At 38.4% G+C, this 14,591-nt stretch carries 18 protein-coding genes and 11 tRNA genes; 2 read left to right on the top strand and 27 right to left on the bottom strand.

Features of this window, described 5'->3' with window-relative positions:
* Nucleotides 1–34 precede the first annotated feature (34 nt).
* The 12 genes from AC1VNJ_RS25735 to AC1VNJ_RS25680 all read right to left on the bottom strand — a co-directional run bounded on the left by AC1VNJ_RS25735 (nucleotide 35) and on the right by AC1VNJ_RS25680 (nucleotide 1,686).
* Nucleotides 35–108 (bottom strand) — tRNA-Gly (locus tag AC1VNJ_RS25735).
* 4 nt (nucleotides 109–112) lie between these two features.
* Nucleotides 113–189 (bottom strand) — tRNA-Arg (locus AC1VNJ_RS25730).
* 90 nt (nucleotides 190–279) lie between these two features.
* A tRNA-Leu gene (locus AC1VNJ_RS25725) sits at nucleotides 280–365 on the bottom strand.
* Nucleotides 366–387: 22 nt separating this feature from the next.
* Nucleotides 388–470 (bottom strand) — tRNA-Leu (locus tag AC1VNJ_RS25720).
* Between the two features lie 12 nt (nucleotides 471–482).
* Nucleotides 483–555: transfer RNA gene (locus AC1VNJ_RS25715), tRNA-Lys, on the bottom strand.
* 4 nt (nucleotides 556–559) lie between these two features.
* Nucleotides 560–634: transfer RNA gene (locus tag AC1VNJ_RS25710), tRNA-Gln, on the bottom strand.
* Nucleotides 635–645: 11 nt separating this feature from the next.
* Nucleotides 646–721 (bottom strand) — tRNA-Asp (locus AC1VNJ_RS25705).
* 28 nt (nucleotides 722–749) lie between these two features.
* Nucleotides 750–825, bottom strand: a tRNA-Val gene (locus AC1VNJ_RS25700).
* A 24-nt stretch (nucleotides 826–849) separates the two neighbouring features.
* Nucleotides 850–924, bottom strand: a tRNA-Glu gene (locus tag AC1VNJ_RS25695).
* 9 nt (nucleotides 925–933) lie between these two features.
* Nucleotides 934–1,024 (bottom strand) — tRNA-Ser (locus tag AC1VNJ_RS25690).
* Between the two features lie 3 nt (nucleotides 1,025–1,027).
* Nucleotides 1,028–1,102: transfer RNA gene (locus AC1VNJ_RS25685), tRNA-Asn, on the bottom strand.
* A gap of 134 nt (nucleotides 1,103–1,236) precedes the next feature.
* Nucleotides 1,237–1,686, bottom strand: a complete 450-nt coding sequence (locus tag AC1VNJ_RS25680) for a SprT family protein (protein WP_311265512.1) — start codon at nucleotides 1,684–1,686, stop codon at nucleotides 1,237–1,239.
* A gap of 109 nt (nucleotides 1,687–1,795) precedes the next feature.
* Between AC1VNJ_RS25680 and cmpA the strand changes: the two genes are divergently transcribed.
* Nucleotides 1,796–1,912 (top strand): cortex morphogenetic protein CmpA, encoded by a 117-nt coding sequence (gene cmpA / locus AC1VNJ_RS25675; protein WP_013055014.1) that lies wholly within the window; start codon nucleotides 1,796–1,798, stop codon nucleotides 1,910–1,912.
* A gap of 57 nt (nucleotides 1,913–1,969) precedes the next feature.
* Here the strand turns inward: cmpA and AC1VNJ_RS25670 are convergent, their stop codons facing one another.
* The 14 genes from AC1VNJ_RS25670 to acpS all read right to left on the bottom strand — a co-directional run bounded on the left by AC1VNJ_RS25670 (nucleotide 1,970) and on the right by acpS (nucleotide 12,873).
* Entirely contained in the window at nucleotides 1,970–4,144 is a 2,175-nt protein-coding gene (locus AC1VNJ_RS25670) for a Tex family protein (protein ID WP_028411876.1), read from the bottom strand.
* 84 nt (nucleotides 4,145–4,228) lie between these two features.
* Nucleotides 4,229–4,834, bottom strand: coding sequence for a PP2C family serine/threonine-protein phosphatase (locus AC1VNJ_RS25665; RefSeq protein WP_033580804.1), 606 nt, complete (start codon nucleotides 4,832–4,834; stop codon nucleotides 4,229–4,231).
* Nucleotides 4,834–5,628 (bottom strand): RNA polymerase sigma factor SigB, encoded by a 795-nt coding sequence (gene sigB / locus AC1VNJ_RS25660; protein ID WP_013055011.1) that lies wholly within the window; start codon nucleotides 5,626–5,628, stop codon nucleotides 4,834–4,836. The genes AC1VNJ_RS25665 and sigB overlap by 1 nt, the downstream gene beginning before the upstream one ends.
* Nucleotides 5,594–6,079: an anti-sigma B factor RsbW gene (rsbW, locus tag AC1VNJ_RS25655; RefSeq protein WP_025753516.1), complete on the bottom strand. Its 486-nt coding sequence runs from the start codon at nucleotides 6,077–6,079 to the stop codon at nucleotides 5,594–5,596. Before rsbW ends, sigB begins: the two co-directional genes overlap by 35 nt.
* The gene (locus AC1VNJ_RS25650; protein WP_013055009.1) at nucleotides 6,076–6,408 is read right to left on the bottom strand and encodes an anti-sigma factor antagonist; all 333 of its coding nucleotides are present in this window, start codon (nucleotides 6,406–6,408) and stop codon (nucleotides 6,076–6,078) included. The genes rsbW and AC1VNJ_RS25650 overlap by 4 nt, the downstream gene beginning before the upstream one ends.
* 59 nt (nucleotides 6,409–6,467) lie before the next feature.
* Nucleotides 6,468–7,478 carry a PP2C family protein-serine/threonine phosphatase gene (locus AC1VNJ_RS25645; RefSeq protein ID WP_013055008.1) on the bottom strand — a complete coding sequence of 337 codons (1,011 nt, stop codon included), beginning with the start codon at nucleotides 7,476–7,478 and terminating at the stop codon, nucleotides 6,468–6,470.
* 13 nt (nucleotides 7,479–7,491) lie between these two features.
* Nucleotides 7,492–7,893 (bottom strand): anti-sigma regulatory factor, encoded by a 402-nt coding sequence (locus AC1VNJ_RS25640; protein WP_013055007.1) that lies wholly within the window; start codon nucleotides 7,891–7,893, stop codon nucleotides 7,492–7,494.
* Between the two features lie 3 nt (nucleotides 7,894–7,896).
* Nucleotides 7,897–8,253, bottom strand: coding sequence for an STAS domain-containing protein (locus tag AC1VNJ_RS25635; protein WP_013055006.1), 357 nt, complete (start codon nucleotides 8,251–8,253; stop codon nucleotides 7,897–7,899).
* Nucleotides 8,254–8,255: 2 nt separating this feature from the next.
* Nucleotides 8,256–9,092, bottom strand: coding sequence for an RsbT co-antagonist protein RsbRA (locus AC1VNJ_RS25630; protein WP_013055005.1), 837 nt, complete (start codon nucleotides 9,090–9,092; stop codon nucleotides 8,256–8,258).
* Nucleotides 9,093–9,249: 157 nt separating this feature from the next.
* Nucleotides 9,250–9,600 carry a type II toxin-antitoxin system endoribonuclease NdoA gene (ndoA, locus tag AC1VNJ_RS25625; RefSeq protein ID WP_013055004.1) on the bottom strand — a complete coding sequence of 117 codons (351 nt, stop codon included), beginning with the start codon at nucleotides 9,598–9,600 and terminating at the stop codon, nucleotides 9,250–9,252.
* A 4-nt stretch (nucleotides 9,601–9,604) separates the two neighbouring features.
* Nucleotides 9,605–9,886: a CopG family ribbon-helix-helix protein gene (locus tag AC1VNJ_RS25620; protein ID WP_013055003.1), complete on the bottom strand. Its 282-nt coding sequence runs from the start codon at nucleotides 9,884–9,886 to the stop codon at nucleotides 9,605–9,607.
* 200 nt (nucleotides 9,887–10,086) lie between these two features.
* Nucleotides 10,087–11,277, bottom strand: coding sequence for an alanine racemase (gene alr, locus AC1VNJ_RS25615; RefSeq protein ID WP_176345086.1), 1,191 nt, complete (start codon nucleotides 11,275–11,277; stop codon nucleotides 10,087–10,089).
* A gap of 113 nt (nucleotides 11,278–11,390) precedes the next feature.
* Nucleotides 11,391–12,449: a LolA family protein gene (locus AC1VNJ_RS25610; protein ID WP_033580802.1), complete on the bottom strand. Its 1,059-nt coding sequence runs from the start codon at nucleotides 12,447–12,449 to the stop codon at nucleotides 11,391–11,393.
* A 58-nt stretch (nucleotides 12,450–12,507) separates the two neighbouring features.
* Complete coding sequence (gene acpS / locus AC1VNJ_RS25605) at nucleotides 12,508–12,873, bottom strand: holo-ACP synthase (protein WP_028411881.1); 366 nt, start codon at nucleotides 12,871–12,873, stop codon at nucleotides 12,508–12,510.
* A gap of 64 nt (nucleotides 12,874–12,937) precedes the next feature.
* Between acpS and AC1VNJ_RS25600 the strand changes: the two genes are divergently transcribed.
* On the top strand, nucleotides 12,938–13,540 hold the full coding sequence (locus AC1VNJ_RS25600) for a rhomboid family intramembrane serine protease (RefSeq protein ID WP_049162680.1): 603 nt from the start codon (nucleotides 12,938–12,940) through the stop codon (nucleotides 13,538–13,540).
* Nucleotides 13,541–13,548: 8 nt separating this feature from the next.
* Here AC1VNJ_RS25600 and uvsE read toward each other — a convergent pair whose 3' ends face one another.
* Nucleotides 13,549–14,520, bottom strand: coding sequence for a UV DNA damage repair endonuclease UvsE (uvsE, locus tag AC1VNJ_RS25595; protein WP_028411883.1), 972 nt, complete (start codon nucleotides 14,518–14,520; stop codon nucleotides 13,549–13,551).
* Nucleotides 14,521–14,591 lie beyond the last annotated feature (71 nt).

Genomic DNA, 14,591 nt, shown 5'->3' with positions numbered 1-14,591 from the left:
GTCGCTTTGTTCAGTTTTCAAAGTTCAATATATTTGGAGCGGGTGATGAGAATCGAACTCACGACATCAGCTTGGAAGGCTGAGGTTTTACCACTAAACTACACCCGCAATATGGCGCGCCCGAGAGGAGTCGAACCCCTAACCTTTTGATCCGTAGTCAAACGCTCTATCCAATTGAGCTACGGGCGCTTCTTATGATGTTTACCGCCGTTGTTTTGGCGACTTTATTATAATATCATTTCTATTTTCTTATGTCAACACTTTTTTAAAAAGTTTTTTTGGTGCGGCCGAGAGGACTTGAACCTCCACGGGGTCGCCCCCACTAGGCCCTCAACCTAGCGCGTCTGCCATTCCGCCACGACCGCTAAATACATAAAATGAATAAGATGCGGGTGAAGGGACTTGAACCCCCACGTCGTAAAGACACTAGATCCTAAGTCTAGCGCGTCTGCCAATTCCGCCACACCCGCAAGAAATGAAAATGAGCCATGAAGGACTCGAACCTTCGACCCTCTGATTAAAAGTCAGATGCTCTACCAACTGAGCTAATGGCTCTTTATGGCTGGGCTAGCTGGATTCGAACCAACGCATGACGGAATCAAAATCCGTTGCCTTACCGCTTGGCGATAGCCCAATAATTTAAAATGGCGGTCCCGACGGGAATCGAACCCGCGATCTCCTGCGTGACAGGCAGGCATGTTAACCGCTACACCACGGGACCATCCAAAATTATGTATAAAACAGTCAAATGGTGGAGGATGACGGGATCGAACCGCCGACCCCCTGCTTGTAAGGCAGGTGCTCTCCCAGCTGAGCTAATCCTCCACAGAATATGTAAATAAAAATCAATGGTGACCCGTACGGGATTCGAACCCGTGTTACCGCCGTGAAAGGGCGGTGTCTTAACCGCTTGACCAACGGGCCATTATAAAATGGCGGAGAAGGAGGGATTTGAACCCTCGCGCCGCTTACACGACCTACACCCTTAGCAGGGGCGCCTCTTCAGCCACTTGAGTACTTCTCCATATGGCTCCACAGGTAGGACTCGAACCTACGACCGATCGGTTAACAGCCGATAGCTCTACCACTGAGCTACTGTGGAATAATATTTATCAGACTTCTTACATTGTAATCGACATTATATGTAATGTCAATAAGTTTTTGTAATTTCTTTGCCGTTTATTTGAGACGGCTTTATTAATTTACCATAATGAATCTATTTTAGTCAAGCATCTTCTACATTTTTTTTAATTTACCTTTACACTTCCCACAAACATATTTAACTGTGTTCACTTTTCTTTTTCGAACATATTTTTGACCACACTGCATACATACATATATGTGCTCTTTTTTCTTTCCATCACTTTCTTTTTTCAATGCCTGACAAAATCGAGGTGCGTCTACTTCTTTCATTAACCTTTTAAAGTCTTGATCTCCATGCTTATACCCTTTCCCCTCAATATGCAAATGATAGTGACAGAGCTCATGTTTAATAATTTCTACTATTTCTTGTGTGCCATATTGTTCAAAGTATTTGTAGTTTACTTCTATATTAGATGTACGTAACAAATACCTTCCGCCTGTCGTACGTAACCGAGAATTAAAAGTGGCTTCATGACGAAATGGTTTGTGAAACAGCTTCAATGAAATTTCTTCTACAAGTATTTGTAAATCCTTATCATTCATCTTATATACTCCTCTACTGTATGAAATCACCTGACTAGCTCTTTGGGCATACACTTCATTACATACTCACTATTCACCTTATCATAAATGAAAAGGAGTGATTGTCCTTATGCCAATGTGGCTACAAAAACAAATGAGGCGCGCTTATTCTGAAAAAGACCGTGCACAAATAAAATTGCTCAACCAATGTTGGTTTTTTTATCAAAAAAATAATTCCGCTTCTTAAATCACTTCTTTTTACAAATAAAATTGCCTTTTCAGAAAATCTGAAAAGGCAATTTTATTATTGATGGGGCGGAATCATCGTCAGTGCAACTCTTCCTTTTTTCATATCTACGTCTTCTACCCACACATTCACCAAATCTCCTACTGAAACGACATCGAGGGGATGCTTAACGTACCGATTCGTTAATTTAGAAATATGGACTAGACCGTCTTGCTTAACTCCTATATCGATGAACGCTCCGAAGTCTACGACGTTTCGCACCGTTCCTTCAAGCTGAATACCTTTTGCTAGATCCTCTAGCTTCAAAATATCCTGACGGAGCAAAGGTTTTGGCAGTTCATCACGAGGATCTCTTTCCGGTCTTACGAGCGCTTCTATAATGTCTTTTAAAGTAAGCTCCCCTATACTTAGTTCTTCTGATATTTCGGGTAAAGAAATATGTTTTAATGCTTCTTTTACTTTCTCCGTTCCAAGTTCAGTCTCTTTCACTTCCGCTTTCTTTAAAAGCTTTTTAACGTCTCCATATGTTTCAGGATGGATACCCGTTCTGTCTAAAGGTTCTTCACCTTCTATAATACGTAAAAACCCAATACACTGCTCATATGTTTTAGCCCCTAGACGCGGAATTTTCTTCAACTGTTTTCGGTTAGAGAATTTTCCGTTTTCATCCCGATATTTTACAATGTTTTGAGCAACTGTCTTATTTAGACCAGCAACGTATTGTAGAAGCGAAGCAGAAGCCGTGTTTGCATTCACTCCTACTTGGTTTACTACTGTCTCTACAATAAAAGTCAGTGAATCATTTAATTGCTTTTGAGACACATCATGCTGATATTGCCCTACTCCTACCGACTTAGGATCGATTTTCACAAGCTCAGCCAGCGGATCTTGCAGCCTTCTGGCAATCGATACAGCGCTTCGCTCTTCTACTTGAAAATCAGGGAATTCTTCTCTAGCAACATCAGAAGCCGAATATACGCTTGCTCCCGCTTCATTCACAATCAAATAATAAACTGGGTTTTCAATTTCTTTAAGAACATCCGCTACAAATTGCTCCGTTTCGCGAGATGCCGTTCCATTTCCAATTGCCACTACTTCAATAGGGTATTCAGCGAACATTTTCTTTAATTTATTTTGTGCTTCAGCTGCTTTTCTCACAGGAGGATGTGGATAAATAACATCAATTTTTAATACCTTGCCTGTTTCATCTACTACAGCTAATTTGCAGCCTGTTCGAAAAGCTGGATCTACTCCTAATACCACTTTCCCTTTCAATGGAGGTTGGAGAAGAAGTTTTCGTAAGTTTTCAGAAAAGATGTGAATGGCTCTTTCTTCCGCTTTTTCTGATAGGTCTTTACGAATTTCGCGTTCAATAGATGGTTCTATTAAGCGTTTATAAGCATCTTCTATAGCTGAGATGATATAACCTTCAACTGAAGAATCCCTTTTCTTGATTACTTCTTTATGTAAATATGAAAGAATACGATCTGTAGGCGCATCAATACTCACTTTTAAAATACCGTCTTTTTCTCCTCTATTCATAGCTAAAATACGATGAGGAACGATTCGCTTTACCGCTTCTGTATATTCATAGTACATTTCATAGATATTTTTTTCATCTTTTTCCGGATCTTTGACTGAAGTAACAATTATGCCATCTTTTACAGTGGTCGTACGAATCCACTGACGGTAAGATGCTTCGTCAGAAATTTGTTCCGCTACAATGTCTAGGGCTCCCTGAATAGCTTCGTCAGAAGATTGAACTCCTGCTTCTTCATTTATGTATGTTTGCGCTTCAATGTTTACGTCAGAATTCGGGAAACTTAGTAGCCACTGTGCTAATGGTTCAAGACCTTTTTCTTTTGCTACAGTTGCTTTTGTACGTCGTTTTTGCTTAAAAGGGCGGTATAAATCTTCTACTTGCTGCAATTTCTTCGCTTGATGAATTTGAGCAGCCAGTTCCTCAGTTAATTTCCCTTGCTCTTCAATTAATCGGTGAACTTCCTCTTTACGCTCCTCTAAATTCATTAAGTAGTTCCAGGAATCTAAAATATTCCGGATTTGGACTTCATCCAAAGCACCAGTTTGTTCTTTTCTATATCGAGCAATAAAGGGAACTGTATTACCATCTTCTACTAAAGCAATTACGTTTTGTACTTGCTTGTGTGAAATCTCTACCTCTTTACTTACACGTTGAACAATTTGATTATCTAATTTCGTTGCAACAGACACAGCTTATCCTCCTACCTAAATGAAACTTTGTCTCTATTGTAACAAAACTCACATGCAATAACACATGTGAGCTAAAAAGAAAGGCTATGCAGTTGGAAGATGACCAGCGATATACGTAATATCGTCATTATGAGATCGAATTGCTGCCTGTAGGCGTGTCGACAATTGATCGACATTCATCGAGTTAGCAAAAACAGATTTAATCTCTTTTAATTCTAAGCCATCTGTATGAATCAAAAATTTAGAACCGGAGTCATATGGGAAGGTTTGTGTGCGGAACTTTTGAATTTTCCCTGATAAAAAACCTTGAATTGGCAGAGGGTACGTTAATTTCCCCTCCGGAGAATACAGATAAAAGCGGATATTACCTACATTTGTGTAATGAAATTCGTTATGTTTTTTATCAATTTTCAAAATAGCTACTGCTGCGCCTCTTGTATGTCGAGTAGCCTTGTTGCACTTAGAAATGATCTCATCTACATCTAGATGATGATGAGCTTTCGCTACATCCGTAACAGCTACAGAAGCGGCTCTGGCTTGTTCACCGCTTCCTAATCCATCTGCCACTGCACATAGAAAATAATCATCCGTTTCTTTGACATAGTAACTATCTCCACAACACACGTTCCCTTGCTTTGGCTCTTGATATATATGAGTTTGAATCGACTTTGTATTCGGGTCTACTGTCATCACGACATATACTCCGAATCGTTAGAATCTGAGCGAGCTGCAGTCCTTAGCTTATCAAGAGCTCTTCTTTGCAGTCGAGATACATGCATTTGAGAAATCCCTAATTTCTCACCGGCATCTTTTTGACTCAGATTTTCAATAAATGTATAGCGAATTACTTCTTTTTCTCTATCGCTTAATACATGAAGAATCTTTTCTAACACTAAGCGCTGATCAGTTTTCTCATAACCCGACTCTTGTTCACCTACTAAATCAAGGATTGTAACAGTACTTCCATCAGAGTCTGCTTCAATAGAATGATCAACAGACAACGCTTGATAACTTTGCCCCATCTCCATCGTTTCTAAAATTTCTTCCTCTGTCACTCCGATATGATCAGCAATTTCTTTTACTTGAGGAGATCGCTGTAAACGGGTTGTTAGCTCTTCGACAGCTGCTTTAATTTTAGGACCTAATTCTTTGATGCGGCGCGGTACGTGAACACTCCACGTTTTATCGCGTAAAAATCGCTTAATCTCTCCAATGATTGTAGGAACAGCAAACGATTCAAAACTTCTTCCAAATGAAGCATCATACCTTCTAATAGCTCCTAACAGTCCTAGCATCCCTACCTGCACAATATCTTCATGTAAGCTTCTGCCTTTTGAATAACGACGTGCAATAGATTCAACAAGGTTCTTGTAATGTACTACTAGATCACTTTGTGCTTCTTCATCCTGCGTTTTTTGAAAGCGCTCAATTCGTTCCTGAACCTGTTCTTTAGTTAATTTCATAGGTTGAGACTGTGTTTTCATCACTCTCCACCTGCTCTCTTTGCACATACTTAGTCATCATTAGCGTTACACCTTTTGAATTGACCATTTTCACTTCGTCCATTAGTGTTTCAATTAAATATAAACCAAGTCCACCTTCAGGAAGAAATTCAACTTCTTTTGATGTTTCATAAGGTCCTATATGTTCCTTAAGCTCTTCAAAATTAAAGCTTTCGCCTTTATCGACCACCATGATTTCTAAACGGTCATCAAATAAACCAAAACCTACTCTCACTTCACCATTTTCTTCACTCTTGTAAGCATGCTGTACGGCATTTGTACATGCCTCACTCACAGCAATTTTCATATCTTCAATTTCATCATAAGAAAAACCCATCCGGTTCGCTACACCAGACAGCGTCAGTCGAATAATCGCTACATAGTCTGGCTTAGCAGGAATCTTCATCTCAACAAAGTCATAAGGCTGTTTCATTTTACGCCACCTTCTACTTGTGAATTCACGTTTAAAATGTCTGTGAGGCCCGTAATATCAAATAAGCGCTTGATGCGCTCTGATACACCAACAAATTTCAAAGAGCCGTTATTTTTCTTATTGGCTTTTAACAATGCAATAAATACACCTAGTCCTGTACTATCCATGTATGATACATCGGTTAAATCGACTATAATTTCCGGTTCAGTATGTTCAGTAATTTCCATGAACTTTTCTTTTAGCTTAGGTGCTGTATATGCGTCAATCTCTCCAGCCAGCTTAATACGATATGCTTGACCGTCCTTTTGTATATCTATTTTTAAATTCATCGTATTAGTAGACCCCCTCTAATTTTGTGCTATCTTTTCTGTACCCTTATTTAGAATACTTAAACTAAACTCTTCAAAATAATCAATGTAAAGTCATCTCTCAATTGAAAATGCTGTAATTTTTCCAGCTCTTTATATACAGATTCTACAATTTCTTGAGGAGACAAATGCATGTATTTTCGAATTAATTTTATGATGTCCAATCTTTCAATAAATCCTTCTTCAGTTCTGCATTCTGTTACGCCATCTGTTAACAGAACAATCATATCGCCTTTTGAAAGCTGCTGCTCGTACTGAAGATATTTCACATGGCGATCGACTCCTAGCACGAGTCCTTTTGCTTCCAAATCTTCAAATGAATCAGCTTTGGCATCATAATAAAAGCCTGGCTCATGCCCTGCAGATGCATAATCAAATAAGTTTGTCTCGGGATTATAACTTCCGTAGAACATCGTAATAAACATACTTGGATCTACGTTTCTCTCTACAATATTATTCAAGTTCTCCAATACGTAACTTGGATTTTTTCTTGAGTCCGGTAAGCTGTCCATTGCATACTTGATCATAGACATACACATTGCAGCTGGAATTCCTTTTCCGATCACATCGGCAATGGCAATACTTAACCCACCGTGCTCTTCTTCTACAAAGTGAAAATAATCTCCGTTCATCTGTTTAGCAGGTACGCTAATGGCGCCAATTTCTAAAGTTGAACTAGCCGGAACCTTTGTCCCTAACAGCGTCTGCTGGACGTTAGCGGCAACTTCGATTTCAGAACGAAGTTCCCGCTGCTTATTTTTTAATGTTTGATGCTCACGAAGAGCAAGACCGTAGCTAATCATTACCTCAAGTAAAAAGTCCAGAGAATGCAGCACTTTTTCTGGAATATCAGAATAAATTTCTTCAATCACTTCTTTATGAATGCTCACAATATCTTCTGGCGATATTTCATTCTCTAAAGATTTTCTACTTAGTTTTTGTCCTTGATACAAAATTTGTTCATTTTGTGTTTGGATATAGTTCCCCAAAATATCTTTGTATAAATCTCTCATCTCTTTATCAAAAGACATTATCTATTTCCTCCTACCGGAGCCACTTAACTGCTTTAATCTCAGTACCTTCTCCGACATTTGTTTCGATGTCAAACTCATCCATCAATCGTTTTACCCCAGGAAGCCCAGCTCCTAGTCCACCCGATGTTGAGTATCCATCTTCCATTACTTTGCGAACGTCGGGGATACCTGGCCCTTCATCTGTTGCTACGACAAGAAGACCGTTTTTTCCTCCACGATTTAATTTCTCAATATAGATTTGACCCTTACCCGCATATAGGTAAATATTACGAGCTAATTCAGAAATGGCGGTTGTAATACGAGCTTGGTCAACTGTTCCAAACCCTAGCTCTTTCGACACATTTCTACCTAATTGGCGTGCCGCTACGATGTCCCATTCTGTTACGATTTTTACGCTGGATTGGAATTCCATATACTAATCCCCCAATTCCGATTGGAGTTTCTCAAGACCTTTTTCTAAATCGAGTGCAGTAAGAACATCGTTTAGGCCAATCCCTAACTCAACAAGTGTAATAGCTACTGCAGGCTGGATACCTGTTAATACTACTCTGGCCCCCATCAAATTAGACATGCTAACCACGTCACCTAACACTTTTGCGATGAATGAATCGATCATATCAATTGAAGTTAAATCGATTACCACTCCTTTTGCTCCAGTTTGATGAATTTTACTTAGCAAATCTTCTTGGAATTGAATAGCCGTTTGATCATCCAGCTCCCATTGAATGGATACCAATAAGTAGTCGTACAATTTCAAAATGGGTATTCTCACGTTTATTCCTCCGATTCTATATCAACTATTTTCCGCTCAGTCATTTCTAACGCAAACTCTACACCTTTTTTTAATGAGTTTTTCGTAATAATTTCATTTAAGTTAATACCTAAGTTCACAATAGTCTGAGCAATTTCCGGACGAATTCCTACTAACAAACACTTGGCTCCAACCAAACGTACGGCTTCAGCAGCTTGAATGATATGATGGGCAACCATCGTATCCACTACTGGTACTCCGGTAATATCTATTAATACGACCTCTGATCGGTGCTTTACGACACCTTGCAGTAAGTTTTCCATAATTTTCTTTGCACGATCGGTGTCAATTGTTCCCACAAGCGGCATTACCGTAATTTTATCAAATACCGGTATTAATGGAGCAGACAATTCTTGAAGTGCAACTTTTTGCAACATAACTGTATTTTCCCACGAGTTGGAGTATTGTTCTACTATTTTGTTATAAATAGGGCTTAACCACTTGTCAAACCGATAGAATAATTCAGAATGAGTTTGATCAGCCTTTACATGTTCACTGTTTACATACCCTTCAACCACTACATGACCCAAGTTACGTACACCCTGTGTCAAATAAGCAAGAGGCCATCCTAAACTCACAACTCGTCCTACTACTTCCTCTAGTTCCTCTGCAAAATTTTCCTGATCACGGAATGCTTTTGCCAAAAGTAAATTTACAAAATCAGAGCTTACATTTACGTACACTTGCTCGGATACAATGTTTTTAATCCGCTCTGTTTCCACATCATTCATTAACACTAGCCATCGATCAAAAATTTCTGATTTATGATTTTGTATATAATTGAATAAATCTTGATTCATGAGGTCCTCCTTGTGAGTCAATACACTCATTTATATCTATATATATATTATCATTTTTAAAACGTTTCTTATTACAATATACGTTTACTGATTATTCCTAGTCAAATTAAAAAAGTTGCTCATAAAGGAGCAACTTAGCATAAATGGAAGTATAATTCTAAAAGTCGATAAGTCCTACACTGATTTGCAAGGCTTCATCCACTCTGTCCATCATTTCATCATCTAAATGGGTAATCTTGTCTGTTAGCCTCTGTTTATCAATAGTACGAATTTGTTCTAGTAAAATAACTGAATCTCGCTCAAATCCATAGCGCTTTGCATCAATTTCAACATGCGTAGGTAACTTTGCCTTTTGAATTTGAGCAGTGATCGCAGCTACAATAACAGTTGGGCTAAAACGATTGCCTATATCATTTTGAATGACAAGTACAGGGCGAACGCCTCCTTGTTCTGAGCCAACAACAGGAGATAGGTCAGCAAAATAAACGTCGCCACGTTTGACTACCAAGTCATTACCCCCCGCTTACTAAACGATCCACAGTATGATCAGCTTCATACTCTGCTAGAAAAGCCTCGGAAGCAATATTTAAGTTTATCTTTGCCATCTCCATATATCCACGTCTCATTGATTCGCGAATATGGCGTTTTTTTCGCTCACGAAGGTACAATTTTGTTGCTTGGTGAATAAAATCACTTCGGTTGCCATTTTCTTGTTTAACCATAAGATCGAGCTCCGATACTAAATTTTTCGGTAATCTTACTAGGATTTCTGTAGTTGCGCTCGCTTCAGACACAAACATACACCTCCAACATCAATACACACACCAATAGTCTCATCTTTCCTTATCATAACATTGATTAGCTTTAATGGAAAGTTAATTCTGTCAATTTCTACACTATTATCGTCAATTGATACCCTCTTTTATGCATGGAAGTTATTATTTTATTGTCTTTTGTTCGCAGGCTTTTTATGTTGACTCAGGAAGATGTATATTCAGCGCAAGATATAATTATTAACATGAATGTGCTGAGAATCTCTTGTATAAACCCTCGGAACCCTTGCTGCAATCATGCAAGGGATTTCATAATTAATTGTTTCAAGATGCTTTGCTACTTCATCAATTGTAATTTCAGCACCTTGTTGTTTTCCAATAAATGTTACTTTTGTACCCATTTTATACATTTTAGGCAATTTAATCATCAATTGATCCATGCATATCCTACCAACAATTGGCACTTTAACTCCATCTACTAACACTTCAAAATTACTTAATTTACGAATCCAGCCGTCTGCGTATCCTACTGGAATAGTAGCAATCCATTCATCTTCTTTAGCTTCATAAGTAGCTCCGTAACTGATATGACTCCCTTTTTTGACTTTTTTAACATGCACAATACGGCTGTGCAGCGAAAAAGCTTGTTTTAACGGAATTGGCAAGACTTCTTTTAATTCCTCTGAAGGACTCAAGCCATACATAGAGATACCTAAGCGTACGCCATTAAAGATATCGCTCGGACGACGAAGCAAAGCTGCGCTATTTGCACAGTGAATCATCGGAGGTGTAAAATTATGTTCTTTCACAATTCGAACCATTTCTTCAAAGAATGTGTATTGTTCTTCAAAATAAGACGAATTTAGCTCGTCTGCTGTTGCAAAGTGTGTAAACACTCCATCCAGCGCGAATCCTGAATGAGAAGTGATGATATTCATCGTTTCGTGTAATTCTTCTTTTGTTCTAATTCCTAAGCGACCCATGCCTGTATCTATTTTTAAATGCATATGCAACTGACTGTTTGCACCTAGAATGGACGCCGCTTCTTCAATCCAAGCTTTGCTATAAGCAGTGACCGTTACATCCCACTTCAATGCAGTTTGAATGTGTAAGGGAGGCACGGCTCCTAATACTAAAATGGATTCCTTTATTCCTTTTTTTCGAAGAGCAATAGCTTCATCCAGAAAAGCTACAGCTAGCATATCAGCGCCAGCTTGAAGCGCAATCTCTGCTACTTCTTTATCTCCATGCCCGTACGCATTCGCTTTTACTACGGCCATTAACGTTTTATGCCCCGGTATCAGTTCTCTTACATGATTCACATTTTGAAAAATGGCTTCTACATCAATTTCTGCCCATGTTTCTCTATAAAATGCATCCATTACTACGACACTTCCTTTTTTCAGAACCATTCTAAACGGACTTTCCTCTGTTAGTATAATACATCTATAGCCAAACTTCATCTCGATCTTTATTCAAATTAAGCAAGAACAAGCCTACATATATGCAGGCTTGTAAGCTTCTCTTATTTTCCCATCTGACTTTGCACAGATCTAGCAACTGTACTCAATTCATCTGGTGTCAGCTGATCAGAAGCCAGCATAAAGTCTACTCCATTATACGTCCAAGATAGACTTTTATCCGTTAAAGCTCCCACAGTAAAACCTAAATCAAATGGCTCTCCGGCAGTAACTGTAGATGTTGCTGTTTTAGCTACTTGCGCTTTTTCTTGTACAAGCGTAAACGGCTTTTCTCCTTTGTACATTAAAACGACTCTCTCACCATTTTCCGTCTCGATTTTCTTTTCCTTGGACAGCTTTGTACCTTTTGGAACGTCCTTAGGATAAAGAACGCTAAATGATTTGTGCTGAGCTAATGTCGGAATGTCAATCTTTGCACTTGTCATGTTTCTTTTTGTATCAAAAGCCCCTTTATCAAACTTAGAATCGAATTTCACCTTAGAGAAATCAACTTTTATTAACACTTTATTATCCGTATCCATAATTTTAACCGACACAGGCGCTAAGTCACTTTTGTTCAGCGTAATTTCTTGTTTAGGAAGCATTGTGCTATTTTGATAGTTCGTTTTTGTTTCAAAAATATAATGTTTATCCGTTGATTTAAAACTTGCCTTTTCATCCTTCACAATATCTTGGACAAGGGATTCATACAAATAAGCTTGACTGCTATTTTGCGGCCAGTCACTTTGAAAACGAAAGCTTTTATTTAAGGCAGGCGTTAAAACAAAAACCCCTTCATCATTACGCAAAATCATTTGGCTTTGATCTTTCTTTGTATTTTTCAAATTCACTCGATAGTACATAGGCTTACTATGCCAAATCTCTACATCGTATACTTGAGCATCTTTCCCTGTATTCAATGTCATCTTAGCATCTGATTTATACCCCGCCATTTCTTGTACCTTGGCATCCAATGCATCTGTTACATCCTGCTGACTTTTTTCACCGCATGCTGATAAGGCTAAGAGAAAAAAGGCGCAAACAAATAAGCCAATCCATTTTTTATGCATTTCCCCAACTCCTTTATTTCGTATATTCACAGCTAAACGGAGAAGCAAGAACATATCTTGTCTCCCCTATCCACACTATGAATATATGAACAAGAAATAGTGAATATGCAGACTAGCTTGACAAGCGTTCAATAATTACTTGAGCAATCGCATAGTGTGCACTGTGGGAAATAGATACGTGTACAGACGCTTCCAGTGGTTGTTTTGTAACAATGTGGGGTTTCCCTCTTTCATCATTCACGATTTCGATATCTTGGAAGCTGAAATCTTTTCCTATTCCTGTTCCAAGAGCTTTCGAATATGCTTCCTTCACAGCAAATCTTCCTGCTAAAAATTCGACCTTACGTCGGCTTGATAGCTTTTCATAGCGTTCTCTTTCATTTTTTGTTAAAATCCGAGTAATAAAAGCGCTTTGACGCTGCACCATTTTTTCAATCCGCTCTAACTCTGTAATATCAATTCCAGTTCCTATAATCATTTTCATTTAATCCTCTCTTACAGAATAGTATATAAAAATGCCTTTATAAAAAGGAGTGACAAATATGTTCGTACGCACAGAAAATGCAGCTGAATTTAAACGTTTTTATCCTGTTACCTTCACGCTTATCTGCATCCACATTGCGCTATGGTTACTTGCCGCTCTTCCCTCACACCTTGCAGAATCTTTTATACATCAGCTTATTGGTGTGAATAGTTTAATTTCCCAAGGAGACTACTGGCGACTTTTTACACCTATCTTTTTACATCTAAGCTTTTCACATCTTCTTTTTAACTCATTTTCATTGTTCTTGTTAGGACCAGGCGCTGAGCGTATTCTTTCTTCTTATAAGTTTCTTCTATTCTACCTTACGTGTGGATTGCTTGGAAATATCGTTACATTTCTAATCCAATCTTCTTTTTACAGCCATGTGGGTGCATCCGGTGCCATTTTCGGACTGCTCGGATTTTACCTCTATCTTGTCATAAAACAAAAGCATATGCTTTCTAAAAGCAACCAGCAAATCATTGTCGTCTTTTTAATTATTGGATTACTTTCAGGTCTGCTAACGCCAGGAACCAACAATACAGCTCATTTCGCTGGAGGTATTGCTGGATTTCTTCTCGCTTTTCTTACGTTCAAACCGAAAAACAAGCCACAGATATGAGGCCTGCTTTAGGATTTAATATAAAAAGTGGATGAGTTAATAAATTCCACATCTTCATAAGTCTTCAAATCTCTTACTAACTGAAAGAGCGCTTCATCTTTTTTCTTAGCTTCAATCATGCAATCAATTTGCGGTATCGTTCCATTTACTTCTTTTAAAAAGCTGTAAAACCCATTAACATCGATATAATCTGCATGGGCTCTAAATTCTTTATCACTTTTAGGACTAGATATATGCATTTTTAGAGGGAGTGTTTCATGTTCCCATGTTCTAATGATACGGTCCCAATGCTCTTGCCATGAAGTTTCATCGTTGTTCGCCTGATGATGATGAAGATCAAAAATGATTGGGACATTTAGTTTTTCACATAAATACAAGACGTCTTTTATATGAAAGGTTGTATCGTCGTTTTCCAACATAATCATTTGCTGAAGGGATTGAGGTACAAGCCCCCAATTATGAATAAACTGCTCCAGTGCTTTTTCTTTATCATTATAAGCTCCTCCAACATGTAGAACACAGCGATTTTGAAGCGGAATATCCATTCCTTTCAGCAACTTTTGATGCATGCGAAGAGTTTGGATAGAATGCTTAAAAACCTCTTTATCCGTTGAATTTAAAACAACAAAATGATCCGGGTGAAAATCTACTCGCATTGGATGTTCCTTCAAAAATACAGAAATACGCTGAAGAGCATCTTTTAAAGGAGCTATGTAGTTCCACTCTTTTAGTACCTCATGGTTAGCTAATGGAATTAACTTAGAACTGAATCGAAAAAACTCAATTTCACTCCACGCATTATGTTTTAATAACCGTAAGCAGTTTTCTAAGTTGGATATTGCAATACGTTCGAGCTTGCGAATGGCCGCTTCATGGTCTTTCACACGCTGAAATTGTGCAAAAGTCATTGTTTGAGAAGGAGAACTATTTTCCAAATGAACGCTCATCGCCACATAACCTAACCGAACAATGGTCGACATCAGTGAACACCCCATTTTATTTTACTCATAGTGTGCACCAATAAAATAGCAATTAACACATAAAAAAACGA

This window comes from Priestia sp. 3CA3 (assembly GCF_056836725.1).
This window is presented reverse-complemented; position numbering and strand designations above follow the sequence as displayed.